The sequence below is a fragment of the Saccharopolyspora soli genome, from assembly GCF_022678645.1.
Lineage (GTDB): Bacteria > Actinomycetota > Actinomycetes > Mycobacteriales > Pseudonocardiaceae > Saccharopolyspora > Saccharopolyspora soli.
On sequence record NZ_JALBWV010000050.1, the window covers coordinates 1 to 25,779 of the forward strand.

Annotated in this window: 25 protein-coding genes; 7 read left to right on the forward strand and 18 right to left on the reverse strand. The window is 67.9% G+C overall.

Annotated features, from left to right (window positions below; all coding sequences use genetic code 11):
* Positions 1–468, reverse strand: a 468-nt coding sequence (locus tag MOQ72_RS30860; RefSeq protein ID WP_277954929.1) for a sulfurtransferase, incomplete at its 3' end; no start/stop codon positions are given.
* A gap of 122 nt (positions 469–590) precedes the next feature.
* Here MOQ72_RS30860 and MOQ72_RS30865 point away from each other — a divergent pair.
* From MOQ72_RS30865 to galE, 3 genes are all read left to right on the forward strand, one after another.
* Positions 591–1,286 (forward strand): iron-dependent transcriptional repressor DtxR, encoded by a 696-nt coding sequence (locus tag MOQ72_RS30865; protein ID WP_242189272.1) that lies wholly within the window; start codon positions 591–593, stop codon positions 1,284–1,286.
* On the forward strand, positions 1,283–2,461 hold the full coding sequence (gene galK / locus MOQ72_RS30870; protein WP_242189273.1) for a galactokinase: 1,179 nt from the start codon (positions 1,283–1,285) through the stop codon (positions 2,459–2,461). The genes MOQ72_RS30865 and galK overlap by 4 nt, the downstream gene beginning before the upstream one ends.
* A 72-nt stretch (positions 2,462–2,533) precedes the next feature.
* A complete protein-coding gene (gene galE / locus MOQ72_RS30875; RefSeq protein WP_242189274.1) occupies positions 2,534–3,496 on the forward strand; it encodes a UDP-glucose 4-epimerase GalE in 963 nt (320 codons plus the stop codon).
* Between the two features lie 38 nt (positions 3,497–3,534).
* Here galE and MOQ72_RS30880 read toward each other — a convergent pair whose 3' ends face one another.
* Positions 3,535–4,650 (reverse strand): DUF4192 domain-containing protein, encoded by a 1,116-nt coding sequence (locus MOQ72_RS30880; protein ID WP_242189275.1) that lies wholly within the window; start codon positions 4,648–4,650, stop codon positions 3,535–3,537.
* Between the two features lie 203 nt (positions 4,651–4,853).
* On the reverse strand, positions 4,854–6,635 hold the full coding sequence (locus MOQ72_RS30885; RefSeq protein WP_242189276.1) for a Xaa-Pro dipeptidyl-peptidase: 1,782 nt from the start codon (positions 6,633–6,635) through the stop codon (positions 4,854–4,856).
* Positions 6,636–6,789: 154 nt separating this feature from the next.
* On the opposite strand from MOQ72_RS30885, the gene MOQ72_RS30890 reads away from it, so the two are divergent.
* Complete coding sequence (locus MOQ72_RS30890; protein WP_242189277.1) at positions 6,790–7,092, forward strand: hypothetical protein; 303 nt, start codon at positions 6,790–6,792, stop codon at positions 7,090–7,092.
* On the opposite strand, the gene MOQ72_RS30895 is transcribed toward MOQ72_RS30890, so the two are convergent.
* The 7 genes from MOQ72_RS30895 to MOQ72_RS30925 all read right to left on the reverse strand — a co-directional run bounded on the left by MOQ72_RS30895 (position 7,037) and on the right by MOQ72_RS30925 (position 12,655).
* The gene (locus tag MOQ72_RS30895) at positions 7,037–7,453 is read right to left on the reverse strand and encodes a hypothetical protein (RefSeq protein ID WP_242189278.1); all 417 of its coding nucleotides are present in this window, start codon (positions 7,451–7,453) and stop codon (positions 7,037–7,039) included. The genes MOQ72_RS30890 and MOQ72_RS30895 overlap by 56 nt on opposite strands.
* Positions 7,454–7,455: 2 nt before the next feature.
* Positions 7,456–8,217: an SDR family oxidoreductase gene (locus MOQ72_RS30900; protein WP_242189279.1), complete on the reverse strand. Its 762-nt coding sequence runs from the start codon at positions 8,215–8,217 to the stop codon at positions 7,456–7,458.
* A 51-nt stretch (positions 8,218–8,268) separates the two neighbouring features.
* On the reverse strand, positions 8,269–8,463 hold the full coding sequence (locus MOQ72_RS30905; protein WP_242189280.1) for a hypothetical protein: 195 nt from the start codon (positions 8,461–8,463) through the stop codon (positions 8,269–8,271).
* A 29-nt stretch (positions 8,464–8,492) separates the two neighbouring features.
* Positions 8,493–9,521 (reverse strand): methyltransferase, encoded by a 1,029-nt coding sequence (locus tag MOQ72_RS30910; protein WP_242189281.1) that lies wholly within the window; start codon positions 9,519–9,521, stop codon positions 8,493–8,495.
* A gap of 483 nt (positions 9,522–10,004) precedes the next feature.
* Positions 10,005–11,204: an MFS transporter gene (locus MOQ72_RS30915; protein ID WP_242189282.1), complete on the reverse strand. Its 1,200-nt coding sequence runs from the start codon at positions 11,202–11,204 to the stop codon at positions 10,005–10,007.
* A 74-nt stretch (positions 11,205–11,278) separates the two neighbouring features.
* Positions 11,279–11,875, reverse strand: a complete 597-nt coding sequence (locus MOQ72_RS30920; protein WP_242189283.1) for a TetR/AcrR family transcriptional regulator — start codon at positions 11,873–11,875, stop codon at positions 11,279–11,281.
* A 51-nt stretch (positions 11,876–11,926) separates the two neighbouring features.
* Positions 11,927–12,655, reverse strand: a complete 729-nt coding sequence (locus MOQ72_RS30925) for a nucleotidyltransferase domain-containing protein (protein ID WP_242189284.1) — start codon at positions 12,653–12,655, stop codon at positions 11,927–11,929.
* Between the two features lie 164 nt (positions 12,656–12,819).
* Between MOQ72_RS30925 and MOQ72_RS30930 the strand changes: the two genes are divergently transcribed.
* The gene (locus MOQ72_RS30930) at positions 12,820–13,752 is read left to right on the forward strand and encodes an NAD-dependent epimerase/dehydratase family protein (RefSeq protein WP_242189285.1); all 933 of its coding nucleotides are present in this window, start codon (positions 12,820–12,822) and stop codon (positions 13,750–13,752) included.
* 7 nt (positions 13,753–13,759) lie between these two features.
* Here MOQ72_RS30930 and MOQ72_RS30935 read toward each other — a convergent pair whose 3' ends face one another.
* Positions 13,760–14,671, reverse strand: coding sequence for an AraC family transcriptional regulator (locus MOQ72_RS30935; protein WP_242189286.1), 912 nt, complete (start codon positions 14,669–14,671; stop codon positions 13,760–13,762).
* A 102-nt stretch (positions 14,672–14,773) separates the two neighbouring features.
* On the opposite strand from MOQ72_RS30935, the gene MOQ72_RS30940 reads away from it, so the two are divergent.
* Complete coding sequence (locus MOQ72_RS30940; protein WP_242189287.1) at positions 14,774–15,811, forward strand: saccharopine dehydrogenase family protein; 1,038 nt, start codon at positions 14,774–14,776, stop codon at positions 15,809–15,811.
* Between the two features lie 172 nt (positions 15,812–15,983).
* On the opposite strand, the gene MOQ72_RS30945 is transcribed toward MOQ72_RS30940, so the two are convergent.
* The 3 genes from MOQ72_RS30945 to MOQ72_RS30955 form a co-directional block, all read right to left on the reverse strand.
* Positions 15,984–18,803, reverse strand: coding sequence for a vitamin B12-dependent ribonucleotide reductase (locus MOQ72_RS30945; protein WP_242189288.1), 2,820 nt, complete (start codon positions 18,801–18,803; stop codon positions 15,984–15,986).
* Between the two features lie 163 nt (positions 18,804–18,966).
* Positions 18,967–19,461: a transcriptional regulator NrdR gene (nrdR, locus tag MOQ72_RS30950; RefSeq protein WP_242189289.1), complete on the reverse strand. Its 495-nt coding sequence runs from the start codon at positions 19,459–19,461 to the stop codon at positions 18,967–18,969.
* A 260-nt stretch (positions 19,462–19,721) separates the two neighbouring features.
* Positions 19,722–20,186 carry a LysM peptidoglycan-binding domain-containing protein gene (locus MOQ72_RS30955; protein ID WP_242189290.1) on the reverse strand — a complete coding sequence of 155 codons (465 nt, stop codon included), beginning with the start codon at positions 20,184–20,186 and terminating at the stop codon, positions 19,722–19,724.
* Positions 20,187–20,403: 217 nt separating this feature from the next.
* Between MOQ72_RS30955 and lexA the strand changes: the two genes are divergently transcribed.
* Positions 20,404–21,126 carry a transcriptional repressor LexA gene (gene lexA / locus MOQ72_RS30960; protein ID WP_242189291.1) on the forward strand — a complete coding sequence of 241 codons (723 nt, stop codon included), beginning with the start codon at positions 20,404–20,406 and terminating at the stop codon, positions 21,124–21,126.
* A gap of 61 nt (positions 21,127–21,187) precedes the next feature.
* Here lexA and MOQ72_RS30965 read toward each other — a convergent pair whose 3' ends face one another.
* The 4 genes from MOQ72_RS30965 to miaA all read right to left on the reverse strand — a co-directional run bounded on the left by MOQ72_RS30965 (position 21,188) and on the right by miaA (position 25,710).
* Positions 21,188–22,252, reverse strand: coding sequence for an NHL repeat-containing protein (locus MOQ72_RS30965; RefSeq protein WP_242189292.1), 1,065 nt, complete (start codon positions 22,250–22,252; stop codon positions 21,188–21,190).
* On the reverse strand, positions 22,249–23,616 hold the full coding sequence (hflX, locus tag MOQ72_RS30970; RefSeq protein ID WP_242189331.1) for a GTPase HflX: 1,368 nt from the start codon (positions 23,614–23,616) through the stop codon (positions 22,249–22,251). Before hflX ends, MOQ72_RS30965 begins: the two co-directional genes overlap by 4 nt.
* A gap of 330 nt (positions 23,617–23,946) precedes the next feature.
* A complete protein-coding gene (gene dapF, locus MOQ72_RS30975; protein WP_242189293.1) occupies positions 23,947–24,789 on the reverse strand; it encodes a diaminopimelate epimerase in 843 nt (280 codons plus the stop codon).
* A 9-nt stretch (positions 24,790–24,798) separates the two neighbouring features.
* Complete coding sequence (miaA, locus tag MOQ72_RS30980) at positions 24,799–25,710, reverse strand: tRNA (adenosine(37)-N6)-dimethylallyltransferase MiaA (RefSeq protein WP_242189294.1); 912 nt, start codon at positions 25,708–25,710, stop codon at positions 24,799–24,801.
* Positions 25,711–25,779 lie beyond the last annotated feature (69 nt).

Sequence of the window (25,779 nt, forward strand, 5' to 3'; positions counted from 1 at the left end):
CCCCCCCCCCCCCCCCCCCCGCGCCCCGCCCCCCCCGCGGCGGCCGGGGGGGGGGGGGGGGGGGGGGGGGGGGGGGGCGGCGGGCCCCCCCCCCCCCCACGCCGCGTAGCCACCGTCGAGCACCGCCACCGACTCGTGCCCCGCCCAACGCAGCAGCCACCAGGCGCGGGCGGCGGCTGAACCGTTGTCGGCGTCGTAGACGACGACCGGACGCTCGGCGTCGACGCCCGCCCGGCGGAGCACCGCTTCCAGGTCGCTCGGGTCGGGCAGCGGATGGCGACCGGCCGGGCCCGGTTCGGCGGCCAATTCGGTGTCCAGATCGACGAACACCGCACCGGGCAAATGCCCCTTCTCGTAGTCCTCCCGACCCGGTGGCCCGAGCAGCGACCAACGGACGTCGAGAAGCGTCGGGTGCGGCTCCTGCCGCAGGGCGGCTATGAGATCATCGGTGCTGATCAAAGGATGCATGACGGCCCTTTCGTAGCCCGGCGACGAGGTCTGTCGGAAATCCTGGAAGTCAACTCCTCGACCACTGACCGCTGTCGCCTGGGGCGACTAGCATCGTGGTTGGGACTGAATGGGGAGCCGACGTGAACGATCTCATCGATACCACTGAGATGTACCTCCGCACCATCTACGACCTCGAAGAAGAGGGCGTGGTTCCGCTCCGGGCCAGGATCGCCGAACGGTTGGAGCAGAGCGGCCCCACGGTGAGCCAGACGGTCGCCCGGATGGAACGCGACGGGCTGCTGACCGTCGCCGAAGATCGCCACCTCGAACTCACCAAGGCCGGTCGTGCCCGCGCCATCAGCGTGATGCGCAAGCACCGCCTCGCCGAACGGCTTCTCGTCGACGTGATCGGTCTTGAATGGGAGCACGTCCACAATGAAGCGTGCCGGTGGGAGCACGTGATGAGCGAAGCAGTCGAGCGCAAGCTCGTCAAGCTGCTCGGTGGTCCCACCACCTCGCCCTACGGCAACCCGATCCCGGGCCTCGACGAGCTCGGCGTGGACCACGTCGACGTACCGGCCGACGGTGAGCTGCAGCGGGTCGACGAGATCGCCCGCAACGGCGGGGGTCGTGCGGTCATCCGCCGCATCGCCGAGCACGTCCAGCTCGACCCGGACCTGATGACCGAGTTGAAGCAGGTCGGCGTTGTGCCGGGCAACGAGGTGGAGATCCTGTCGGTGGTCGGGCCGAACAAGCCGATCGAGGTCCGCGGCGACAAGGGCAGCACCGAGCTGTCGGTCGGCATCGCACACGCGGTCATGGTGCGCGCCAAGTGACGGCGGCGGACCGCGCGGCGGTGTTGTTCGCCGAGGAACACGGCGGCGGGCCGAGCGCGGTCTGGTCTGCGCCTGGTCGCGTGAACCTGATCGGGGAGCACACCGACTACAACGACGGGTTCGTACTCCCGTTCGCCCTGCCGCACCGCACTGCCGTCGCGATCCGGCCCCGCACCGACCGGCTGTTGTCCACCGCAACCCTCGGTAGTGACGGACAGGTGCACAGCGGTCCCGTCGCAGCCCTCGACGAGCTGCGCCCCGGGAACCCGACCGGCTGGGCCGCCTACCCGGCCGGTGTCGCGTGGGCCCTGTGCGACGCCGGGTTCGAGCTCGGCGGCGCCGACCTGATGATCGTCGGCGAAGTGCCGACCGGTGCTGGTCTGTCCTCCTCGCACGCCCTGGAATGCGCGGTGGCGCTGGCTCTGCTGGACACCGTGCACCAGGCGCCTGGCGAGCCGAACGCGCCGAGCCTTGGCGAGATCGCGCGCCTGGTGCAGCGGGCGGAGAACGACTTCGCCGGTGCGCCCACCGGCCTGCTCGACCAAACCGCCTCGCTGGCCTGCGCGGCAGCGCACGTGCTGTTCTTCGACGTCCGAACCGGCGACGCCGAGCAGATCCCGTTCGACCCCCGCAGCGTTGGGCTTGAACTGCTGGTGATCGACACACGCGTGAAGCACTCGCACAGCGAATCCGGTTACGGACAACGGCGGCGGGGCTGCGAACGGGCGGCGGAGCTGTTGGAGCTCAAAGCACTTCGCGACGTGGCCAGCGATGAACTGGCGGCGACGCTGCCGAAGCTTCCGGAAGAACTCCGGCCACTCGTGCGGCACGTGGTCACCGAGAACGACCGGGTGCGGGCCGCTGTGGACCGGCTCCGCGCCGGGCGGTACGCCGAGATCGGCCCGCTGCTGACCGCTTCGCACGCCAGCCTCCGGGACGACTACCGGGTCTCCAGCCCCGAGTTGGACCTCGCGGTGGACACCGCGCTGGACACCGGTGCCTTGGGGGCCCGGATGATCGGCGGTGGTTTCGGCGGTTCGGCGATCGCGCTGGTCCTGGTCGCGGACCGGTCCCGCATCGAGCAGGCCGTCCGGGACGCGTTCGACCGGGAGCACCTCAGCGCACCCCGGCTGTTCACAGCGGTACCCTCCGCCGGTGCGGGGCGGGACCGGTGACCACCGGGTCACTTCGGCCGCCCGCCGATTGACGGCGACCGAAGAAGTTCTCCCAAGGAAGGCAGTACGCAGGTGAAGCTCCTCGTCACAGGCGGCGCAGGCTACGTCGGAAGCGTGTGCGCGGCACGCTTGGTGGAAGCTGGCCACGAGGTCGTCGTGGTCGACGACCTGTCCACCGGGCACGCCGACGCGGTCCCGGACGGCTGCAAGTTCGTCGACGCCGACATCGCGACGGCGGCCAGCAGCCTGCTCGCGGAGTCGTTCGACGGTGTGCTGCACTTCGCGGCCAAGTCGCTGGTCGGCGAATCCATGCAAGATCCGGAGAAGTACTGGCAGGGCAACGTGGTCACCTCGCTGCGGCTGCTGGACGCGATGCGCGAGCACGGCACGCCGCGACTCGTGTTCTCCTCCACCGCCGCGACCTACGGCGAGCCGGAGGTCACGCCGATCACCGAGGACACCGCAACGCGCCCGACCAACACCTACGGCGCGACGAAGCTGGCGATCGACCACGCGATCACGTCGTACGCCAGCGCCCACGGCATCGGCGCGGTCAGCCTGCGGTACTTCAACGTCGCCGGTGCACACGGCGCATTCGGCGAGCGGCACACGGTCGAGACGCACCTGATCCCGATCGTGCTGCAGGTCGCGCTCGGCCAGCGGGAGCAGGTGCAGATCTTCGGCGAGGACTGGCCGACCGCGGACGGCACCTGCATCCGGGACTACATCCACGTCACCGACCTGGCCGATGCCCACCTGCTGGCGCTGGACCACGCCGCCCCCGGCCAGCACCGGATCTACAACCTCGGCAACGGCACCGGTTTCTCGGTCAAGCAGGTGATCGACACCTGCCGGAAGGTGACCGGCCACCCGATTCCGGCGAAGGTGGCTCCGCGCCGGGCGGGTGATCCGGCGACGTTGGTGGCGTCGAGCCAGCGCGCGCGGGATGAACTGGGTTGGCAACCGCAGCGCGCCGACCTCGACGTGATCGTCCGCGACGCTTGGGAATTCACCCGACGTCGCCAGGAATCCTGAACGCCGCCAAGGCGTTTTGCTCATCTCGTGGCACATCATCACCAAGCTCCATCCTCTTCGAGCATCATTTGGGCTTCTTCGGCGGCGTCGCGGGCGATGACAGCCAGGTCGGTCGGCGGGATGCCCGCCTCGATGGCCTGTCGGAGCAGGTACCCGAACCGGTGGTCGGGTTGGATCTGCTCGATTCGCTCCAGTGCGACGCCAGCCAGCGCTCCCTCGCCTCGCAGGTAGGCCGAGAACGCCAACAGTGCGGCGACCTCGGCCAATTCCGGGTCGGACGCTTTGCGGACCAGGGTCAGCCAGAGTTCTTCGGCTGCCCTGGCCGTATCGCCGAGGGCAGTGCACAAGGCGATGTCGCGCACTCTGGTGTCGGACACCGCGAGCAGCACGCGCACCAGATCGTCTTCGGTCAACGCGGCGCCGTTGGCGGTCCGTTGGACGGCCGCGAACACGATCCGCAGGTCTCCGGTCACCTTGTTCGGGTCGTAGCCGTCGGCGAGTTCCTCGGTAAGCACGTCGAGCTTCGCCGCGCAACGCTCGACGGTCTCGTCGGACTCCGGCGCGACCAGCGCCCGGAGTTCATCCCTGCTGCCGAAGGTCACCGATCCGGCCGCGGCCATCGCAGCCGCGACCGCCGAGCCTTGCGGGTCGGCGATCTCACCGACGCACGTGGGGTCGCTGTAGCACCGCCACTGGGCTCCGGCACGGATCTCCGGCGCCCACAGCGCATGGGCCGTTGCGATCCCGACCCGTCTGAAGGCGTCGCTGATCACGTCGATCAGCTCGGCGTGCGGCGGCCCGGTATCACATTCATCCACAGTGGACTTCTTGGGCGGTGGTCCTTGGCATGCGCCAGCACATGTGTCGCTGCACGCTTCGATGTTGGGTTTCTCACCGACGACGACCAGGATCACGGCCTCGGCGTGCTGCCTGCCCAGCGGACCGGCGAGCAGGTATTCGGCGAACTCGCAGATCCGCATCGGGCAGGGCAGGTCCGTGCGCAGTGTCACGCCGAACCGCGGCGTGCTGGCCAAGTCGTGCATCGTGAGCACCACGAACGAATCTGCCGGGTGGAACCCCAGCATGTGCGGCACGGCGGCCAGCACATCGGCGGGGTCGGTCAGCGAAATGGTGGTGTTGAGTCGTGTTGTCATGCCGCAAACGATCGACGCCGAACCGGCACCGGCGAAAGGGCATTTTCGGAATCTGTGGACTGACCCGTCCGCTGTGGACAACTCAACCGAAGAGAGCCACAAAATCCACTATGGAGTGACGATCAGCCGGTCCATATTGATCATCCCATCGGTGCTAACTCTCCGTTTGCATCCCGCAAACGCGAATTCTCGTCACAGCTGACCTACCCGATGGATCCGACCAGCGGGAGCTGGATCCGGGTGCGGGACAGGTCGAGTTCCAGCCCAACTCCGGGCTTCGGGCGCAACGTGAAGTCGTGATCGCTGGACAGCACGACGATCCCGAGCCGGTGTCCTGGTGCGAAAACGTAGTCGTCCGGCTGCATCGCCACGTCGATCGAATAGTTTTTCCCAGGCTCAACAGGCGAGGTCCGGTCGATCGCGTGCCGGTTCTGCGGATCCGCCCACCCACGCGTGATGACCGAGACGGTGCCGTCCGGAGCCTGGTCCACCAGCAACGCCGTCACGTTGGCGGCTGGCCGGTCGAAGGTCAGTGCCAACTCGGCGCGCACCGTGCCGCTGACCCGAGCCGGAGCGGTCAGCGGAGCGCTGAAATAGGCGAGCCGGTTCGGTGAACTCGGTGCCGCCGCGAGGTCTTCCGCCAGCTGGCTGGCGTCATCGTGCAGCGCCTCGACCGTTCGACCGGAGACCCGCGCCGCAGCGAGTCCACCTCGTTCGGTGCCGCCCGGAGTAGGTAGTAGCGTCACGTCGCGCGCTTCCGGCGCTGGCCATTCGGCTTCCTCGACCCAGCTGCCGTCCTCACGTTGCACGGTGGCCTTCGGTTCGTCCTCGACACCGTTGGGCACCTGGTAGAGATAGCGGGTGAACCAGCGGTTCAGCGTGCGCAGCCACTCCTGCTCGCGCAGCCGGATCGGGTCGGTGTGCCCTTCCTGGTGCCACCAGATCTTGTGCGGCACGTCGTGTTCCCGCAGCTCCGCGTACCACTGCGCCGCCTGCCGGGTTTTCACGTTCCAGTCGTTGAGCCCGTGCACGGACAGCACCGCAGCACGGACCTTGTCGACGTCGTTGAGGTAGTTGCGCTCGTCCCAGAACCAGCTGTAGTCGCCGGTGAGCCGGTCCTGGTCCGCTGTGAGCTGGTCGATCACCTCGCGGCACGGCTCGCGATCGGCGCGGGTGTGCACGTACTTGGCCAGCACGTCGGCGTCTTCACCCTGGTAGCCACCGGGCGCCACGATCGCGCCGTCGGTGCGGTAGTAGTCGTACCAGTTCGAGATCGCGCCGATCGGCACGATCGCCTCGAGCCCTTCGACCCCCGTGCTGGCCACCGCGTTCGGCAGGGTTCCGTTGTAGGACACACCCATCATGCCGACCTTGCCGGTCGCCCACCGCGCCTCGACCGGTTTGCCAGCGGCGTCCTGACCGGGTGCGCGCGAGTTCAGCCAGTCGACCACCGACTTGGCACCGATCGTCTCGTTCGCCGCGCCGGTGGTCGGACACCCGGTGGACAGACCGGTGCCCAGCGACTCGGCGTACACCACGGCATACCCCCTGGCCAGCAGGTATTCCTCGTACGCCCAGTCTATTTCGGCGGCAACCGCCATCCGTTCGTCGCGCTCGGCGGTGCGGACGGTCTGGTTGCCCGGCTGCTCGGGAACGTACAGCTCGGTGTCGACGTTGTGGTTGGGCACGTCGTTCCCACCGGAGAAGTAGGGACTGGCCTGGTAGACGACCGGGACCCGCAGTCCCTGCGCGGTTTCCTTCGGCCGCACCACCTGGACGTGCACCCGGTCGTCCTGCCCGTCGCGGTCGCTGTCCACCGGCGCGGTTACGAACAGGTCCTCGCGCACCGCCTGCGCCGGGTCGAACACCGGCTGCGCCTCGCCATCTTCGAAAACCGGCCCCTGCGGCGGTTCCGCACTTGCTGGCAACCCGGTCAGCGGAAGGACGAACACCGCCGCCAACAAACCCATCCGAACGCGCCGCATGCAGTCTCCCGGGACCGAAGGGATTCGACACCAGCACTTTTCTCAGCGCGGAACGCGAAGTCAATCACCTACTCGGCAGGTTTGCGCCAGAACCCGCTCCGGGCGACGCAGTAGAGTCGAAGCGGGATTCGGCACCGAACTGCTAGGAGCGAGCATGTCCATTCCGTCCAGCCTGCTGACCTCGGCCGGTTTGATCGGTGGCTTCGCGGTGGCCCGTGCGACCAAGCACCGGCACTGGGGCGGAGTGGTGGCCGCGGGCGCGGGACTAGGCGCGATGGAGGTTTGCCGCCGTCGGACCGGCGTGATTCCGGCTCTCGCCCTCGGCGCCACCTACGCCGCCGCGCTGACCGGCTCGCACCCGTTGGCCAAGAAGATCGGCGCCTGGCCGTCGGTGTTCACCGTCACCGGCGCGACGGCTGCCGCCGCGCACCTGCTGACCAGGCGCCGCCGCGACTGAAAGTGAGCAGTACCGCCGGGATCGCAGCGGTGATGCTCAGCGCCACCACCAGTACCGCAGCGGCGGCGTGCGGCAGGTGCGTGGCGTGGAAAACCAGGTGTGAAACAGCCCAAACCAGGTTCGACGTCAAAGCGACGTAGACCAGGATCCGTTCCAGGATGACCGCGCTGGCACCGAGTACGACGGCCATGGCTAGGTTCATCGCGCCGTAGTCGCGGAAGAGGTGTTCGTTGAACGGCGGGTACGCGTCGACGGTCGGAACGTCTTCGTAGAACGAACGCGGGAACAGCAGCGTCCAGAAACCCACAGCGGTGTGCACGAACGTCAGGAAGAACAGGCCTGATCTCAGCCAAACGTGCATCTTCACCGCTCCCGCTCGGCCAGGAACTCGTCGAACGTGATGCGACCCACCGCCCGGTCCGGGGCCAGGTGCTCACCGCCGCGATAGCCGCTGAACGTCGCGCCGGGCAGCCAGATCGGCAGCACGAATCGGCGCAGTCCGGCCGAGTTCAGGTAGGCCCGTGCCAGGTCGCGATGACGGCGGATCTCCGGCCCGCCCATGTCGGGGACGCGGCCTGCCGGTTCGCCTCCGGCGAGTTCGGCCAACCTGTCGGCGACGTCCCGGACGTCGATTGGTTGGAAATCGACTCCGGACAGCGTTCCAATCACGGGCGACCGGCGCTGCACCGAGGTCATCAGCGCGACCATGTCGTGGAACTGCGTGGTTCGCAGGACCGTCCACGGCAACCCCGAGTTCGCCACGAGCCGCTCCGCTTCGAGCTTGGCCCGGTAGTAGACGAACGGCACTCGATCGATACCCACGATCGAGGGGTAAACCAGATGCGGATCGCCATTGCGGCGAGCCGCGTCGATCAGACGTCGGGTCACCAGCACGTCCTTGCGCCCCAGCGTGGTGGCGCAGTGCACTACGACATCCACTTCGGACGTTGCGGCATCGATACCCACGGCGGTGCGCAGGTCTCCGGTCGTCCACCCGTGCGGAAGCTGCGCGGGCGCCGGGCGCCGACTGAGGACTCGCACGTCATGACCAGCATCGAGCAACCGCCGCACGACAACACGCCCCAGCGTGCCCGTGCCACCCGTGACCAAGATCGACTTCTTCACTCGCCCACCCCTCTCACAGGTACGACGAGACGAACCAGCCCGGTGTGACAATCACCCGCCTGGCGGGTGCCACACGGTTGTCCCAGCAACGGTCAGCAATGCGCCTAGCACCCGTGCTGGCCACCAGTACGGCAGCGGCTGCCGCCACTGCCAGCCCGTGATCAGCCACGGGATCAGGACCGTGACGGTTCCCGGTGCGATCACGAAGAACAAGGCGCTGCCGATGGCAGCACTGGATGTGCGCACGCCCGCCGCCTCCTCCGGTCGCCGTGGAGTTACGTCCGGTCAATACCATCCCCGACCACCACGAGCCGCCACAAGGACGTGATCTCCGCAGCGCGGGCTGCGTGCAGCGGGTCGGTCGGATCGGTGGCTCGGGGATGGCTGGGCCGAGCGTCCGACCTCGCCACGACGCCGAGCCCGGCCTGGCTGATCGCGGCGAGCAGTTCCGTTCGGGCGCGAAGTCCCAGGCGCTCGGCGAGATCCGACAGGACCAGCCAGGCTTCCCCACCAGGTTGCAGATGGGCCGCCAAACCAGCGAGGAAGTCCAGCAGCATCCGGCTTCCGGGGTCGTAGATGGCCTGGTCCAGCAGCGTGTGGGGCTTCGCCGGGAGCCAAGGTGGATTGCACACGATCAGTTGCGCCCGCCCAGCGGGGAAGAGATCGGTCTGCACAGCCTCGATTCGCCCGGTGAGCCCGAGACGTCGGATGTTCTCCCGAGCGCACCGGATCGCACGCGCCGAACTGTCCGTTGCCACCACGCGTTCGACACCCCGTTGAGCGAGAACCGCGGCGAGCACGCCGGTCCCGGTGCCAATGTCGAAGGCCACTGACGTCGGGGCCAACGGACATCCGGCGACCAGGTCGACGTATTCGCTGCGGGTGGGGGCGAAAACGCCGTAGTGCGGATGGATGCGCGCGCCCAGCGCAGCGATAGGAATGCCTTTCTTCCGCCACTGAGCTGCACCGATGATTCCCAGCAGCTCGCGCAGCGGAACCACGCATGGGGTGTCTGCTGGGCCGTAGACGTCGTGGCAAGCCGACCGAACGTCAGGCGCGCGCCCCAGCGGCACCACGTGACCGGGGTCGAGCGGAACGAGAACCAGCGCCAGCGTCCGTGCTCGGTGCGACTGCTCTTGACGATGCAACCGGAAAGCCTCCGCGGGCGACGAACCGGCTTGTCGTCGGGGCAACTGGAGGCGGCGCGAAACCGCGCTGAGGAGTTGGCGCGCGTTGTGGAAGTCGCCGCGCCACAACAAACCGGTTCCGCGCGACACCAACCGGTACGCCTCATCCGCGGACATCCGATCGTCCGCGTCCACGACACGCGTTGGCGGCCGGGAACCGTTCGCCGACAGCCAGCGAAAAACACCTTGCTGCGACACGATTTGCTGGGTGTCGGCAGCGTTGAAATCCGGAGGAATCATGAATCCCGCTCCAGGTGATGCGGCCGAACGCAGATGTGCGTTCCTGCGCAGGGTGCGACAGCCTGGGCCCGGCTAGCGGCGGTATCAGCAGTTCTGCCGACGCGACGCGAATGCTCCTGGCGAACTGTGAAATCAGTTGCGGGCAGCGTCAATCCGCTGTTAAGGGCCGGAGTTCGAAACTAACCGACCGCAGCAGCATGAACGGGTGTCGTCACGTCCGGCAGTCTAGTGCTCCATCACTGGATCGCGGTATTCCTCGGCGCGGACTTGTTGGAATCTTGACGAATTCAGCGCCAGTACCCAAAAAGGTTTCTGAAACCACCTGGGAAGTCGGCCAGCGAGATCGACTCCCCTGTCGCCTTACGCCTTTGCCCCGTGGCTGCCGAGGCTTGGCTCAACCGGAGCTGGTTGCGTTGCGCTGCCGGTCCGGCGACGGGCGAGGTCGGGCAGCAGCGTGACGACCCCGATCGCAGCCAGGGCAGCTCCCAACCAGAGCGGAGCTCGCAGACCGAAGCTGCTGATGGCCAGTCCGCCGATCCAGGACCCGATGATGACACCGGAGGTGATGAAGGAGGAGTGCACCGTGTTGACCAGCGGCCGTGCGTTGCCGGTGCGCTGCACGCGGGTGATCATCGCCGGGTTCATGGTGACGCCGACCAGGCCGATGCCCAGCATGAAGATCACCGCCGGGAGGCTGAGGTGCGCCAGCAGCGCGAACCCGACCAGGAAACCGAGGTTCAGGACCAGGCCGACGAGCAGGACGGAGATCGTGTGGCGGTCGGCGAAACGTCCAACGGCGGTGTTGCCGACCACGGTGGCGGCGCCGTAGGCGACCAGCAGCAGTGGGACGGCGTCGGAGCTGAACCCGCTGATCTGGGTGAGGATCGGGTTGAAGTAGCTGAAGGCGGAGAACGCCGCTCCGATGATGAGCGTGCTCGTGACCAGCACCAGCCACAGCTTGGGCTTGCGGAAGACCCCCAGTTCCTGCCGGAAGTTCCCGCTGTCGCCAGCACGTTCCAGTGGTGGCACGCCGACGCTGGTGCACAGCGCGGCGACCACCGCGAGCACGGCGATGGCCCAGAAGGCGGCCCGCCAGCCGAACCGCTCACCGACCAATGTGGACAAGGGCATGCCCAGCAAGGTGCCCAGCATCAGCCCGTTCATCGCCACCGCGATAGCCCGGCCGCGCATTTCCGGACGCGTCAGCTGGGCGCACAGGGAGATCGCGATCCCGAAGAACGCTTGCGATGCCACGCCGGTGATGATCCGAGCCACCAGCATGACGCCGTACCCGGACGCGGTGGCCGCCAGCAGGTTGCCTGCCAGGAAGATCGCGAACAGCGCCAACAGGGCTGGCTTCGGGCGCACGCTGAGCAACGCGACGGTCAACAACGGCCCACCCAGGGCCATCGCCGCGGCGAAGGCGGTGATGAGGTAGCCGATCTGCGGAATGGTGGCGCCCAGTCCGTCGGCCATCTGCGGCATCAGTCCGGCGACGAGGAATTCGCTGGTCACCATGGCGAAGATGCCCAAGGCGAGGAGGTATACGGCGCGTGGCATTGACGCTCCCAGTTTTGTATTGATCAGTTCATAATTCGGGCACGAAAAGGCCCGGACGCTATGTTCGGCTTGCTTCAGGAGGTCAAGGCATCGAGCGCTGGCGCCGCGATCGACTCCAGGACGGCACGATCGGCGCCAGCCTGACCGGAGACCCGCATCCCGCCGATCACCGCGTTGACGAAGCGGGCCAACGATTCCGCGTCGCGCGTGGAAGTGATGCCGCCGTCGCGCTGCCCGACCCCGATCGCCGCCCGCAGGCTGGCCAGCCGACGCCGGCTATCACGATCCAGCAATTTGGCGGCCTCTGGGTCACGCCCGGCCAACTCGACGGTGGAGTTCACCGTCAGGCAACCAAAACTGCGCCCATCTCGACGGTTCTCCAGTTCGGCGTCGACGATCGTGGCGAGCAACGCTCGAATCCGCTCCAGTCCCGACAGCGTGGAGTCCTCCAAGATGGCGAGCTGGGTGGCCGTGGTGGTGTTGATGTAGCGGGCCAGCGCTTTCATGAAGAGGTCGTGCTTGTTGCTGAAGGTGTTGTAGATGCTGCTACGACCGAGACCTGTCGCCTCGCACAGGTCCTGCGTCGAGGTGGCCTCGTAGCCGTTTGCCCAGAAGGTCCGCATCGCCGCTTCCAGCGCCTGTTCCTCGTCGAACAACCTCGGTCGTGCCATGCAGCGACCCTAACAGCTTTTGGAACGACCTGTCCAATATTGACCAGGACATCAGGAGGCCAACTCGCGCAGCGGCTGTTCCAGGACCGCGGCGAGTTCGGGGGCGGTTTCGCGCAGCTCACCGAGGAGCGCAAGGGTCATCGCGCGGAGGGCGCGGGCGAGCTCGCCGGAGTCCAGACCGCTGACCAGCGTTTCAAGCACCGGTGCCGTGATCTCGGGAGGCAACTGGTCCGCACCCTTGGCGTGCGCCGCCGGTAGACCGAGCCGAAGACAAGCGAGGGCCAAGACGTGATCGCGCACACCGCTGATCCAGTACTCCGCCTGCCATACCGCACCCCGCTCCAATGAAATCCGGGCGTGCAGGACGTGGTGCCAGGCCAGCCCTATCAGGTGTCCGGCGTCGACTGATACGGATTGCCGCCGCGCGGCATCGCCGAAGACGACTTGGAATTCGCCGTCACCGAGCGGCCGGAACTCGGCAGCGGGAGCAAAGCCTAGATCAATCTCCAACAGGTCGGGGAGCAGGAAGGCACGATAGGACGCCGCACCCGCCTGGAGGTCGAAGTGGTGCACTGCGCCGAGTTCGCGGTAGACGAACGCGCTCCAGTCGCGCAACGCATCTGCTACCTCGCCGTCGCCCACACCGAAGAAGAGATCGACGTCCGACCAGCGGTCCTCGGCCCCTCGCGCAGCGGAACCGGTGATCGCCGCGCCGACGATCCGCTCGTCCGCACGAGCTCGCGCGAGCAGCTTCATCCGCACGTCCTGACGTCGATCCACCGTGAACATCTCACTCCAAATCCACCAATCTCAGCAATAACAATACCGGTATTGCTATTGGACACTGATCGCCCGAGTCTGTCACGTCGTCCCAGCGAAATCCGTCTGGTACACGGGCGGCTGCTGCGCCGCCCGATCGACAAACGACGACGGAGGTGTGAGAGATGAAAATCCTGCTCGCCGGGGCCACCGGGACGATCAGTTCTGAACTGCTCCCCCAACTGCACGCCGCCGGGCATTCGGTAATCGGGCTCACCCGCAGTGCCGGGAGCGCCGAGCGACTGCAGGCCGCCGGGGTCCAACCGGTGGTAGCCGACCTGATGGACGCCGATGCGCTGCTGGCCGCTCTCGACGGGCACCACGCGGACGGCGTTATCCACCAGGCCACCGCGATCACGCGCACTCCGAGGTTCCACCGCCACCTGTTCGCCACCGACGCACTGCGCGACGAAGGCACCCGCAACCTGCTGCGCGCCGCGAACCACTTGGGCGCACGTCGTTTCATCACGCAGTCGTTCTTCCTCGGCTACGGCTGGCGGGACCACGGCCCGGCCTACCTCACCGAAGACCACCCCTTCGCCGAACTCGGCCACGGCCCCTTCGACCACCACCTGCGGTCGCTTCGGTCCAATGAGGACCAAGTGCTAGGAGCGGAAGGCATTCATGGCGTAGCCCTGCGCTACGGGCTGTTCTACGGACCCGAACGCTCGACGTTCATGATGATGAACCTGGCGCGGCGACGGCAACTGCCCGTGCCACGCCCGGCGGCGACCATGCACCTCATACACGTCGCCGACGCCGCCTCGGCCACCATCGCCGCGCTCGATCGCGGTCGTGCCGGTCACGCATACAACATCGTCGACGACCAACCTGTCGGAATGGCCGACTACCTCAACGCTTTGGCCGCCGCCGCAGGCGCGCCGACCCCGCGGCGCATCCCCGGTTGGTTGTTGCGCGCCACTCCCTACCTGCACTCGATTCTGGTTCGGACGCAGATCCGCCTGGACAACAGCAAGGCCAAGCGCGAGCTGGACTGGACCCCGAAGTACCCGACCTACCGCGAGGGTCTGGCGTCGGCAGCCGCCGCGCTGCGTTGACAGTGACCTATTCGGGTTGCCGGTAACGGCCAGGCGCCACTCCGAACTCGCGCTTGAATGCCTTGGCGAACGCGAACTCCGAGGCGTAGCCGACCCGCGCGGCAACCGAGCCCAACGGCGCGTCGGATTCTCGAAGCAGGCGTGCCGCAGTGGTCATTCGCCACCACGTCAAATAGGCCAGCGGCGCTTCCCCTACCAAGGCGGCGAATCGTCGAGCGAAGGCGGCTCTGGACAGCCCGGCCTGCGTGGCCAACTCCGCCACCGTCCACCGCCGCGCGGGCTCGTGGTGCATGGCCCGCAATGCCGCGGCAGTTGCTCGATCGCCCAACGCCGCGGCCCACCCCGTGTGCGCGTGTCCGGCTTGCTCGTCCAGCCAGCTCCGCAGGATGTAGAGCAGCAGCGTGTCGAGCAATGCGGGGACGATCGCGTCCGCGCCTGGACGCGGGTCGCTGAGCTCCGCACCGAGCAGGTCCACCGCAGCGCGCAGCGACGGATTTCCACCGATCCTGGCCGGAAGGTGGACGAACTCGGGAAGCTCGGTCAGCAGCGGATGCATCCTCGCTTGGTCCAGCAAATACGCACCGCAGAGCAGGACCGTGGTTGCGCCCTGCCCATCCGGTGTCGTCCGCTCGGCCTCGATGTCCACCAGCGACAGCGCACGTTTGTCCTCCAGCGGGGTTTCGGGATGGTCGGCCAGCCCGTGCACGCCTGCGCGCGGCAGGAACACCACATCTCCGACGTTCATCGCGATCGGTGCTCCCTCGGACGGGAACAGCCAGCACGAACCCTGCAACACCACGTGGAAGCCCGCCCCGGCGAAGGCGCTGAAACGCAATCCCCAGGGCGCGTTCTTGTGGGTGCGCGACGAATGCGGCTTGCCGACCCGCATCGTCAAGATCGCGTCACTGAGCACGTCCATGCAGCCATGGTATCGACGATATCGGCGTTGGAAGACGATCAGATATGGCTGCTGGACTTCTGGACATTGGCCGTCTCAGCAAGCCGAAATACGGTCCGATGCATGACAGATCAGAACATCGCTGTGTACGGCGCGAGCGGGTTCACCGGCAGGTTGGTGGTGGCGGAACTGGCCCGGCGCGGCATTCCCGTGGTGCTGCTCGGCCGCGACATCAAGCGGCTCCGCAAAGCCGCGACCGCCGCCGGAATCCCCAACGCTGAACTGCGAGTCGCGCCACTGGATGCCCCGGATGCACTCGCCGAAGCGTTGCGCGGCAACGCGGCCGTCATCAACGCCGCCGGACCTTTCTCGCTGTGGGGTGAGCCGGTCATCCGCGCCGCCATCGCCGCTGGCGTCCACTACGTCGACACAGCTGGCGAGCAGGGCTACCTCAAGCAGGTCTTCGACACTTTCTCGGCGGCGGCCGAGCGCGGCGGGGTGACCGTGATCCCGGGCCTAGCCGACGACGGCGGACCGGGCGACCTCATCGCACACCTCACAGCCGAGCGCGTCGCGCAGGTCGACGAACTGACCATCGCCGACCTGCGCTCCCCTTCCGGAGCCACGCGCGGCACAGCGCGCTCCATGCTCTCGGTCTCCCGAGAAGATCGCCTCTCCTACCGAGACGGCGAATGGGTGCGAACCAGATCGGCGAGCCGATCGTCCATCGCGGTACCGGGCCTGCCCGAGGCAGTCCCGACGATCGAGTTCGCCCTGCCCGGAGTCATCACCATCCCCAGGCATGTCGGAGTTCGGCGGGCGACCAGCGCGCTCCGCGCCGAGGTCGCCGAGGCGTTCCGCAGCATCACTCCGGAGCTGGTCGACGCCATGCCCGAAGGACCTGCCGAAGACGTCCGCCGTGGCGCGCAGTGGCTGATGGCGGTCGAGGTCGTCAGCACCGACGGGCAACGCACGACCGGCATGGCCAAGGGCGTTGACGGTTACCGAACGACCGCTGTTATCGCGGTCGAAGGAGCGCGCCGCCTCGTCGTGGACGGGGCGAAACCGGGAGTGCTCGCCCCGGCCCAGGCATTCGATCCGGCGGACTTCCTCGACTTCCTGGCGCCGTTCGGAGTGACCTGGTCCATCGAGCCGCACTGAATGCCGCATGCGCTCCGGGGTGACGCGCTGCACAGGATCCGCGACCCGCACAGGTCTGATGGGCGGATTTAGAGCCTGTCTCCGTGCTCGACTTCCGGGCGATAGCGCGGAATCGGGGAACTGATCCAAAGACCCAGCTCCCCGATTCCGCGCTACATCGTGGATCCGCCGGTTAGCTGCAGCCCGAGGTGGAGCCGCAGCCCTCGCACAGGTAGCACGAGCCCGACGGGCGCATCTTCGTACCGCAGGTCATGCACAGCGGCGCGTCCGCGGCCTTGCCGAGTCGCAGCTCCAACAGCTCCGTGGAGCTACCCGCCCGCTGCTCATCGCCCTTGCCCTCGATCTTCGCGTAGTCCACTGTGGAGCGCATGGTGTCCAGATCGACATCGCTGACTTGGCTCGGCGTCTCCTCGGTGCCGTTGACCTGTGCTTCCCGCTCATCGACCGTGAAAACACCCAGCTGGGCCCGCTTTTCGTAGGGCAGGTAGTCCAGCGCGAGTCGGCGGAACAGGTAGTCCAGCACGCTGCTGGCCATCCGGATGTCCGGGTCGTCGGTCATCCCGGCCGGTTCGAAGCGCAGGTTCTGGAACTTCGAAACGTAGAACTCCAGCGGGATGCCGTACTGCAGACCCACCGAGATCGACATCGAGAAGGCGTCCATGACACCGGCCAGCGTCGAACCCTGCTTGCCCAGTTTGACGAAGATCTCGCCCAGCCCGTCGTCCGGGTACGAACCCGCGTGCAGGTAGCCCTCGGCACCGCCCACCGTGAACGACACCGTCTGGCTCGGGCGCTTCTTCGGCAGCCGCTTGCGGACCGGACGGTACTCGATCTGCTTCTCGACCGCCTTGTCCTGCTCGCCCTTGTCGCCCTTGCCCGCCGACAACGGCTGGCCGACCTTGCAGTTGTCGCGGTAGATCGCCAGCGCCTTCAAGCCCAGCTTCCAGCCTTCGAAGTAGAGCTGCTCGACCTCCTCGACGGTCGCCTCCTCCGGCATGTTCACCGTCTTGGAGATGGCCCCGGAGATGAACGGCTGCACCGCGGCCATCATCCGAACGTGGCCCATCGGCGCGATCGACCGCTCGCCCATCGCGCAGTCGAAGACCTCGTAGTGCTCCGGCCGCAGCCCAGGAGCGTCGATCACGTGGCCGTGCTCGGCGATGTACTCGACGATCGCCTCGATCTGCTCTTCCTGGTAACCCAGCGCCTGCAGCGCCCGCGGCACCGTCTGGTTGACGATCTGCATGGAACCGCCGCCGACCAGCTTCTTGAACTTGACCAGCGCCAGATCCGGCTCGATCCCGGTGGTGTCGCAGTCCATCATCAGACCGATGGTCCCGGTCGGGGCCAGCACCGACGCCTGCGCGTTGCGCCAGCCGTTGCGGGCACCGATCTCCAGGCCGTCCTGCCACACCCGCGTCGCCAGCTTGTGCACTGCGGCGTCGTTTCGGTGGTAGGTGCGGACCAGGTCGTTGGCCGCCGCGTGCTTGCGCATCACGCGCTGGTGGGCCTCGGCGTTGCGGGCGTAGCCGTCGTACGGACCGACCACCCCGGCCAGCTCCGCCGACCGCTTGTAGGCGGTGCCGGTCATCAGCGAGGTGATCGCCGCCGCCAGCGCCCGGCCGCCGTCGGAGTCGTAGGCGTGGCCGGTCGCCATCAGCAGCGCGCCCAGGTTGGCGTAGCCGATGCCCAACTGCCGGAACTTCCGGGTGGTGTCACCGATCGCCTCGGTCGGGAAGTCCGCGAAGCAGATCGAGATGTCCATCGCGGTGATGACGAACTCGACGGCCTTCTCGAACAGCTCGGCGTCGAAGGTCAGGTCGTCGCGCAGGAACTTCAGCAGGTTCAACGAGGCCAGGTTGCAGCTGGAGTTGTCCAGGTGCATGTACTCCGAGCACGGGTTGGACGCGGTGATCCGACCCGTCTCCGGCGAGGTGTGCCAGTCGTTGATCGTGTCGTCGTACTGGATGCCCGGATCCGCGCACTCCCAGGCGGCCTTCGCCATCTTGCGGAACAGGTCCCTGGCCTGCACCGTGTCCAGCACCTCGCCGGACATCCGGGCGCGCAGCCCGAACCGGCCGTCGCTTTCCACCGCGCGCATGAACTCGTCGGAGACGCGCACCGAGTTGTTGGCGTTCTGGTACTGCACCGAATTGCTGTCGGCACCGCCGAGGTCCATGTCGAAACCGGCGTCGCGCAACGCCCGGATCTTGTGCTCCTCGCGCGCCTTGGTCTCGATGAACTCCTCGACGTCCGGGTGGTCGACGTCCAGCACGACCATCTTCGCCGCGCGACGGGTCGCGCCGCCGGACTTGATGGTGCCCGCGGACGCGTCCGCGCCGCGCATGAACGACACCGGACCGGAAGCGGTGCCACCGGAGGACAGCAGCTCCCGCGAGGAACGGATGCGGGACAGGTTCAACCCGGCACCGGATCCGCCCTTGAAGATCAGGCCCTCTTCCTTGTACCAGTCGAGGATCGACTCCATCGTGTCGTCGACGGACAGGATGAAGCATGCCGACACCTGCTGCTTGGAGCTGGTACCGACGTTGAACCACACCGGCGAGTTGAAGCTGAACACCTGGTGCAGCAGCATCCAGGTCAGCTCGTGCTCGAAGATCTCGGCGTCGGTGTCGGTGCTGAAGTAGCCGTGCTCGACACCCGCGGCGACGTAGGTCGACACCACGCGATCGATGAGTTGCCGAAGGCTGTTCTCGCGGTCATCGGTACCGACCGCGCCGCGGAAGTACTTGCTGGTGACGATGTTGACGGCGTTCAGCGACCAGAAGTCGGGGAACTCCACCCCACGCTGTTCGAAATTGATCGAACCGTCCCGCCAGTTGGTCATCACCACATCGCGGCGCTCCCACTTGACCTCGTCGTAGGGGTGCACCCCCTCCGTGGTGTAGACGCGCTGCACCCGGATGCCCTTGCGGGCATCTGTTTCCGGCTCCCCCGATGCGCCGGCCGGGCTACCGACGGTCTCTGTCATGACCTGACCCTCTTCCTTGTCGCTCGCTCGTCGTGCTTCGTCGGCCCCGTCCGGGCTCCCCGTCCGGTTCGGTCGTGACCCTGTCCTCAGCGGCGCCCCACCCCGGGACGTCGGCTGACGTTTTGTGCCTCCGGCGCCGCGGCGGGACGCGCGCCGACGCGACTTACTCACGGCTGCCCTCCGCGTTCTGCTCCGCACCGGCCTGCGCGGCGTGCCGCGCCGCGCGGAGGTCGGCGATCTCCTTCTCGAAGTCCTCCACCGAGGAATACGCCCGGTATACGCTCGCAAAGCGGAGGTAGGCGACCTCGTCCAGCTCGCGCAGCGGCCCGAGGATCGCCAGCCCCACCTCGTGGCTGGGCAGCTCGGACACGCCGAGCGACCGGACCGTCTCCTCGACCTGGTGCGCGAGCTGCTGCAGCGCGTCCTCCTCGACCGGCCGCCCCTGGCAGGCGCGGCGCACGCCGCGGACCACCTTCTCGCGGCTGAAGGGTTCGGTGACGCCGGAACGCTTGACCACCGAAAGCACCAGTTCCTCGATGGTCGTGAACCGCCGACCGCACGTCGAGCACGACCGCCTGCGCCGGATCGCCTGGCCTTCCTCGACCTCGCGCGAGTCGACGACCCGGGAGTCCTCGCCGCGGCAGAACGGGCACCGCACCGGCCCTCACCCCCCTTCCCCAGTTTTGTCGCGACTGGCCCGCAGGCAGCCAACGACCGACTCACGCTCCGTGGGTGCGCAAACACCTAAAAGCCCAACCTGTGGACTAAATACACGGACGTAACTACTAGATGTTGTGGTTGACTCTAATCCGCACCGCACCGCTACGCAAACTCGACACACCGGCGCGGCACGACCGAATGACACCGACTTCACGGCGACGGCAGAAACCCCCAGGTCGCCACCGAACGAGCACTCGATCAGGCGCCGCTGGGCACCAGCAGTAACCGACCAGCCTCCACCGCGGTCTTGTCCAGCCCGTTGAGCTCGACGATCCGCGCAACCACGGCGCGCGGATCGCTGTCCGGCGCCACCCGGCCCGCGATCTCCCAGAGCGTGTCCCCCGCGTGCACTTCCACCACAGCCGTACCACCCGACACCGGCGCATCGCCGAGCCCGAACAGCCCCACCAGCATGACAATGAGGAAAGTGAAGATCCCCACCGAGGTCAGCCAGAGCCACTCGCCGCTCCGGCGTGCCCGGCCGCATCCGGCGACCGCCTGCCTCGCCCGCACACCCGAGCCGCGCGAGATGATGCGACCGGACGTCCGCCGCATGCCCCCGCTCGGCCGGGGCATCGCGACCGGATCGCCCACCGGTCGCCGCGCGGCGACCTCCCGCTCGGCCGGACGTGCCAGTCCCGCCGCATCGATGAACGTGGTCATGATGCCTCCCGCACCGCGAATCATGATCGAATGGATGTTCGATCGAACCTGCGTGCGATTGTGTACCACGACCACACCACAAGGCGAGACCCGTGGCTGAAAATTAACTCGAACAGGTGTTTGATCTCTACGTTTCTCCCGTCTACTGTGGAAACCGGGCGGACTGAAGTCCCCCGCGACCAGACCAGACCGCAGTTCAGACGGACAGGAGGCAGCGGTGGCGAGGAATGCGACCGGCTCGATCAAGGGCCGTGTGATGGACGTCAAGGACGACTCCGAGGCCGATGTGCACACCCTGCCCGAACAGGCCAGCGGGGCCGAAGAACTCAGCGACCGCCAGCTCAGAGTGCTGGAGGCCATTCGGAAGTGGATGCGGGAACACGGCTATCCACCCAGCGTCCGGGAGATCGGTGATGCCGTCGGACTCACCTCGACCTCGTCGGTGGCCTACCAGCTCCGCGTGCTGGAGCGGAAGGGTTACCTGCGGCGGGACCCGCACCGACCACGCACCGTCGGCGTGCTGGTCGGCGGCGAGCCGGACACCGCGGAACTGGCTGGGCAGACCAAACCGGCATACGTGCCGGTGGTGGGTCGCATCGCGGCTGGTGGCCCGATCCTGGCCGAGGAATCGATCGAAGATGTCTTCCCGCTGCCGAAGGAGATCGTCGGCGACGGCACGCTCTTCTTGCTGAAGGTGGTAGGCGACTCGATGGTCGATCTCGCCATCACCGACGGTGACTGGGTGGCGGTGCGCCAGCAGCCCGACGCGGACAACGGCGACGTCGTGGCGGCCATGATCGACGGCGAAGCGACGGTGAAGACCTTCAAGCGAACCGACGAGCACGTCTGGCTGCTGCCGCACAACTCGGCCTACGAGCCCATCCTCGGTGACGACGCCGCGATCTTGGGCAAGGTCGTCGCAGTGCTGCGACGTCTCTGACGGTGCGGGGACCGGCTCCGAACCCGAGTCGGGCAAGCGGTCCCCACTCCCGAAGCAATCGCTAGTGGGTTCGGCGGCGGAACCGACCGGCGAGGAAGACGAGCAATCCGGCCAGCGCAGCGGCGAGCAGCAGCGCTTGCCCGGTGGACATCCCGGTCTGCTCGGTCTGCGGTTGCGCCTGGTCGGCTTCACCACCCGGTGGCGGAGCCGATCCGGTGCCTTCGTTCGGCGCACCAGTCGTTCCCGCGGCCGCTGCCGCCGCGCCGGAAATCCGGCGGACCGGCTGGTTGCCTTCGGATGCGGACAACAGGGCGCCGTCCGGTTCCCACGCGATGGCCTCGCCCTGCTGCTCGTTCGGCAGCGGGATGCGCAGCGGTTCCCGCTGGAATGCTGCGACCAGGTCGCCATCGGGGGCGTTGTACAGGTACGCGTCGGTGTAGGTGCGGATGGCGACGACCGTGCCGTCCTGGCTCACCGATCCGCCGGTCACCAGGACCGAACCCAGCACGCCGCTCATCGGGCCGCCCGGAGTTCGGGTGGAGCGCAGCGCGATCGAGCCGACCTTCTCCAACGGCACGGTGCGGTCGGCCGCGAGTGCCCCGCTGGGGCGGTAAATGCCCGCCAAGCCCAGCGGCTCCTTCGTGACGATGTGCGGAACACCGGCCCGATCGAGCAGCAGTGCCTCGGCATCGTGCGGGCCGTCCGGGTAGGAGAGGCGGTACAGCCTCGCGCCGCCACCGGGGGGCATCACGTGCAGTGCGACGTCTTCGCGCCGTTGACTGTTGTCCCCGATGTCGGCGAGCCACAACGAGCCGTCGTGCCCCAACGCAAGGTCCTCGATGTCGTACGGGTTGTTCGACGCCGTCCGGACGTCGCGGACCGAGCAGTCGGCCGGATCGAGGACGAAAACCCGCAGCGAGCTGCCGCCGTCGCCAACCGCATACCAGGCCGATCCGTCCGACGCGAGCCCGGACAACTCGGCGAGTCGATCGTCGTCGACGCGGCACTGGTCAACCGGTGCGGGCAACTGCTGGGCAGCGGCCCTCGGTGCCGCCGAGGCCGTTCCCGAGGCCACCGTCAGCAGCAGCGCGGCCGCCGCCACGCCGCCCGCACCGGCGGTGCTCACCCGGTTCCCGCGAACGGCTGGAGCACGCTGGCCAGGTCGGATCGGACCTTGGCGCGTACTCGGGTGCCGTCCGGGGTGTGTTCCTCGTCGACCACTTCGCCTTCGGCGTGCACTCGCGCGACCAGTTCGCCTCGGGTGTAGGGCACCAGCGCGTCGACGAAGACGTCCGGTCGCGGCAGCCGTTCGGCGATCACCTCGCGCAGCGCCTCGATGCCTTGGCCGCTGTGCGCCGAGACGAACACCGCACCGGGCAACAACCGACGCAGTTCCGCTATGCGAGTGGCGTCCACCGAGTCGATCTTGTTGACCACCAGCAGTTCCGGCGGCATCGCCGTCTTGTGGTCCGCGGCGATCTCGGTGAGCACCTCGCGCACCGCGGCGACCTGCTCGTGCGGTGCCGGTTCGGAGCCGTCCACGACGTGCACCAGCAGGTCCGCGCCGGTGACCTCTTCCAACGTGGAGCGGAACGCCTCGACCAGTTGGTGCGGCAGGTGTCGGACGAAACCGACCGTGTCGGTGAGCGTGTAGGTCCGGCCTTCCGGGGTGCTCGCCCGTCGGGTGGTCGGGTCCAGGGTGGCGAACAGCGCGTCCTCCACCAGCACTCCCGCACCGGTCAGCGCGTTGAGCAGACTGGACTTGCCCGCGTTGGTGTAGCCCGCGATGGCCACCCCGGCGACCTCGTTGGCTTCCCGACGGCCGCGCTTGGTGCCGCGCACCGTGCGCATCGAGGCGAGGTCTTTGCGGAGCTTGCTGATTCGCTTGTGGATGCGACGCCGGTCGGTCTCCAGCTTGGTCTCACCGGGACCGCGGGTACCAACGCCGCCGTTCGCACCAGCTCGGCCACCGGCCTGCCGGGACATCGCCTCACCCCAACCGCGCAGGCGCGGCAGGAAGTACTGCAGCTGAGCGAGCTCGACTTGCGCCTTGCCCTCCTTCGACCGGGCGTGCTGGGCGAAGATGTCCAAGATCAGGGCGGTCCGGTCGACCACCTTGACCTTCAGCTTCTCCTCCAGCTGCCGCAGCTGGCCGGGCGAGAGCTCGCCGTCGCAGATGACGGTGTCGGCTCCGGTGGCCACGACGATGTCGCGCAGCTCGCGGACCTTGCCGGAGCCCACGTAGGTACCGGGGTCCGGTCGGTCGCGGCGCTGGATGATGCCTTCCAACACCTGCGAGCCAGCGGTCTCGGCCAGCCGTGCGAGTTCGGCCAGCGAGGCGTCGGCGTGCGCCGCGTCGCCGTCGGTCCAGACCCCGACCAACACCACGCGCTCCAGGCGGAGCTGGCGGTATTCGACCTCGGTGATGTCCGCGAGCTCGGTGGACAGCCCGGCGATCCGCCGCAGCGACGCGCGGTCTGCGAGTTCCATCTCGCCCGTGGACGGTTCCGCAGTGAGGATGGGTTCGAATTCGTCGGCATCGACCGCGACGCGGTCGAGCTCGGCGGATGAGGTCAAAGAATTTTTCATATCGACCCCATTGTCCCACGCGCAGCGACCGAATTTCACGCCTCGCGCGCGCCATGCCCCGTTTGCGCTGGTATGACGTGCACCAGACGAAGCGGGAAGCGACGCGTTCGCGGCGTCAAATGAAGTCCGGCGACGTGGGAAGCGGCGATTTCGCGCTAAATCGCCAGTTCCACCAGGCCACGGGAACGGAATCAGGACGGGCACGGCGGCGCCGATCGGCGCTTTGGGCCGCTACGGGTGCTGCCACCAGGTCGGGTCCAGGTGGCCTCGGGCGACGAGCACGGCAGGTCCGGTCAGGGTGGAACTCGTCGCGGTGATCTCCACCTCGACGGTGCCGCCTGGGATGTGCACCACCCGGCGGCCGGTGTCCACACCGACCGCATGCAGCGCGGCCACCGTGGCCGCGACCGTGCCGGTACCGCAGGAACGGGTTTCGCCGACGCCGCGTTCGTGGACGCGCATTTGCACGTGATCGTCTTCGAGCGGCCGGACGAACTCGACGTTCACGCCGTTCGGGAACAGGTGGCGGTCGTGCGGCGGCGCGGTCGTCAGGTCGAGCGCACCGAGTTCGACGGCGCTCACGCAAGCCAGGTGCGGGTTGCCGACGTCCACGGCGATCCCGGCGAAGGACTGGCCGGAGGCGCTGGTGGTCGACTCGCCGAAGATCTTGGCGGGACCCATGTCGACCGTGACCCGACCGTCGTCGTGGATCCGGACCGCCCGAACGCCCGCGCGAGTTCCAATTAGCATCTCGCCGGATGTCGCCAGCCCGGCGTCGACGAGGTAGCGGGCGAACACCCGCACGCCGTTGCCGCACATCTCGGCGATCGAACCATCGGCGTTGCGGTAGTCCATGAACCACACGTCCGCTGGCACATCGGCCGGGGCATCCTCCAGCGCACCCGTGCGGATCACCCGCAGCACGCCGTCCGCACCCAGCCCGCGATGCCGATCGCACAGCGCCTGCACGCGTTCGTCGGTGAGCGCCAGCGCGCCGTCCGGGTCGGGCAAGATGACGAAGTCGTTCTGGGTGCCGTGGCCCTTGACGAACTCGGGCCCCTGGAAGGAATGCACGGGGCCAGTCTACGTAGTCAGCAGCGCCCGAACGTTGGACACCAGGTCGGGGTCGGCGGCGTCGAACCAGTGGATGCGTGCGTCGCGGCGGAACCAGGAGCGTTGCCGCCGGACGAAGCGGCGGGTGAGCTTCGCGGTCTCGGCCGCGGCGGCCACCATGTCGCCCGCACCGTCGAGCTCGGCGAGCACCTGCTGGTAGCCCAGCGCCCGGCTGGCGGTGCGGCCGTGCCGGAGTCCCTCCTCGGCCAGCCGCCGGACCTCGTCGACCAGCCCGGCGTCGAACATCTGGGTGACCCGCCGGTCGACGCGGTCATCGAGGTCCTCGGCCGGGCGATCCAGGCCGATCAGCACCGCGCCGTAACGAGGTGGTCCCGGCTTGGGCAGGTTCGCCGAGAACGGTCGGCCGGTGATCTCGATGACCTCCAGCGCCCGGACGATGCGGCGCCCGTTGCTGGTCAGGATCGCTTCCGCGGCCGCTGGGTCGAGGTCCCGCAGTCGCCGGTGCAGTTCGGCCGGGCCGACCTGCACCAGTTCCCGTTCGTACTTGTGCCGCACCCGCGGATCGGTGCCGGGGAAGGTCAGGTCGTCCACGACCGCCTGCACGTAGAGCCCGGAGCCGCCGACCAGGACCGGGGTTCGGCCACGGGCGAGCACGTCCTCGACGACGCTGCGCGCCTGCTGCTGGTAGACCGCGACGGAGGCGGTTTCGGTGACGTCGAGGACGTCGAGCAGGTGGTGCGGGATGCCGCGGCAATGCGCTGGGGAGAGCTTGGCCGTGCCGATGTCCATCCCGCGGTACAGCTGCATGGCGTCGGCGTTGATCACTTCGCCGTCGAACTCCGCAGCGAGCTCGATGGCGAGGTCCGACTTGCCGGTGGCGGTGGGACCGACGATCGCCACCAGATGCGAAAGGGACGGCACCCTTCGACCTTAGAGCTTGTCTTCGCGGCGGCCGCGCGGCGCTCAACCGACGTCGGTTTCCGCGAAATC

Bases quoted from the DNA above. Each gene is read 5' to 3' on its own strand.
- MOQ72_RS30910 (WP_242189281.1), bottom strand. From the start codon at position 9,521: ATGTCCGCGGATGAGGCGTACCGGTTGGTGTCGCGCGGAACCGGTTTG.
- MOQ72_RS30940 (WP_242189287.1), top strand. From the start codon at position 14,774: ATGACAGATCAGAACATCGCTGTGTACGGCGCGAGCGGGTTCACCGGC.
- MOQ72_RS30945 (WP_242189288.1), bottom strand. From the start codon at position 18,803: ATGACAGAGACCGTCGGTAGCCCGGCCGGCGCATCGGGGGAGCCGGAA.
- MOQ72_RS30885 (WP_242189276.1), bottom strand. From the start codon at position 6,635: ATGCGGCGCGTTCGGATGGGTTTGTTGGCGGCGGTGTTCGTCCTTCCG.
- MOQ72_RS30955 (WP_242189290.1), bottom strand. From the start codon at position 20,186: ATGACCACGTTCATCGATGCGGCGGGACTGGCACGTCCGGCCGAGCGG.
- MOQ72_RS30920 (WP_242189283.1), bottom strand. From the start codon at position 11,875: ATGGCACGACCGAGGTTGTTCGACGAGGAACAGGCGCTGGAAGCGGCG.
- MOQ72_RS30935 (WP_242189286.1), bottom strand. From the start codon at position 14,671: ATGGACGTGCTCAGTGACGCGATCTTGACGATGCGGGTCGGCAAGCCG.
- MOQ72_RS30895 (WP_242189278.1), bottom strand. From the start codon at position 7,453: ATGCACGTTTGGCTGAGATCAGGCCTGTTCTTCCTGACGTTCGTGCAC.
- MOQ72_RS30890 (WP_242189277.1), top strand. From the start codon at position 6,790: ATGTCCATTCCGTCCAGCCTGCTGACCTCGGCCGGTTTGATCGGTGGC.
- MOQ72_RS30915 (WP_242189282.1), bottom strand. From the start codon at position 11,204: ATGCCACGCGCCGTATACCTCCTCGCCTTGGGCATCTTCGCCATGGTG.
- MOQ72_RS30930 (WP_242189285.1), top strand. From the start codon at position 12,820: ATGAAAATCCTGCTCGCCGGGGCCACCGGGACGATCAGTTCTGAACTG.
- MOQ72_RS30880 (WP_242189275.1), bottom strand. From the start codon at position 4,650: ATGACAACACGACTCAACACCACCATTTCGCTGACCGACCCCGCCGAT.
- hflX (WP_242189331.1), bottom strand. From the start codon at position 23,616: ATGGAACTCGCAGACCGCGCGTCGCTGCGGCGGATCGCCGGGCTGTCC.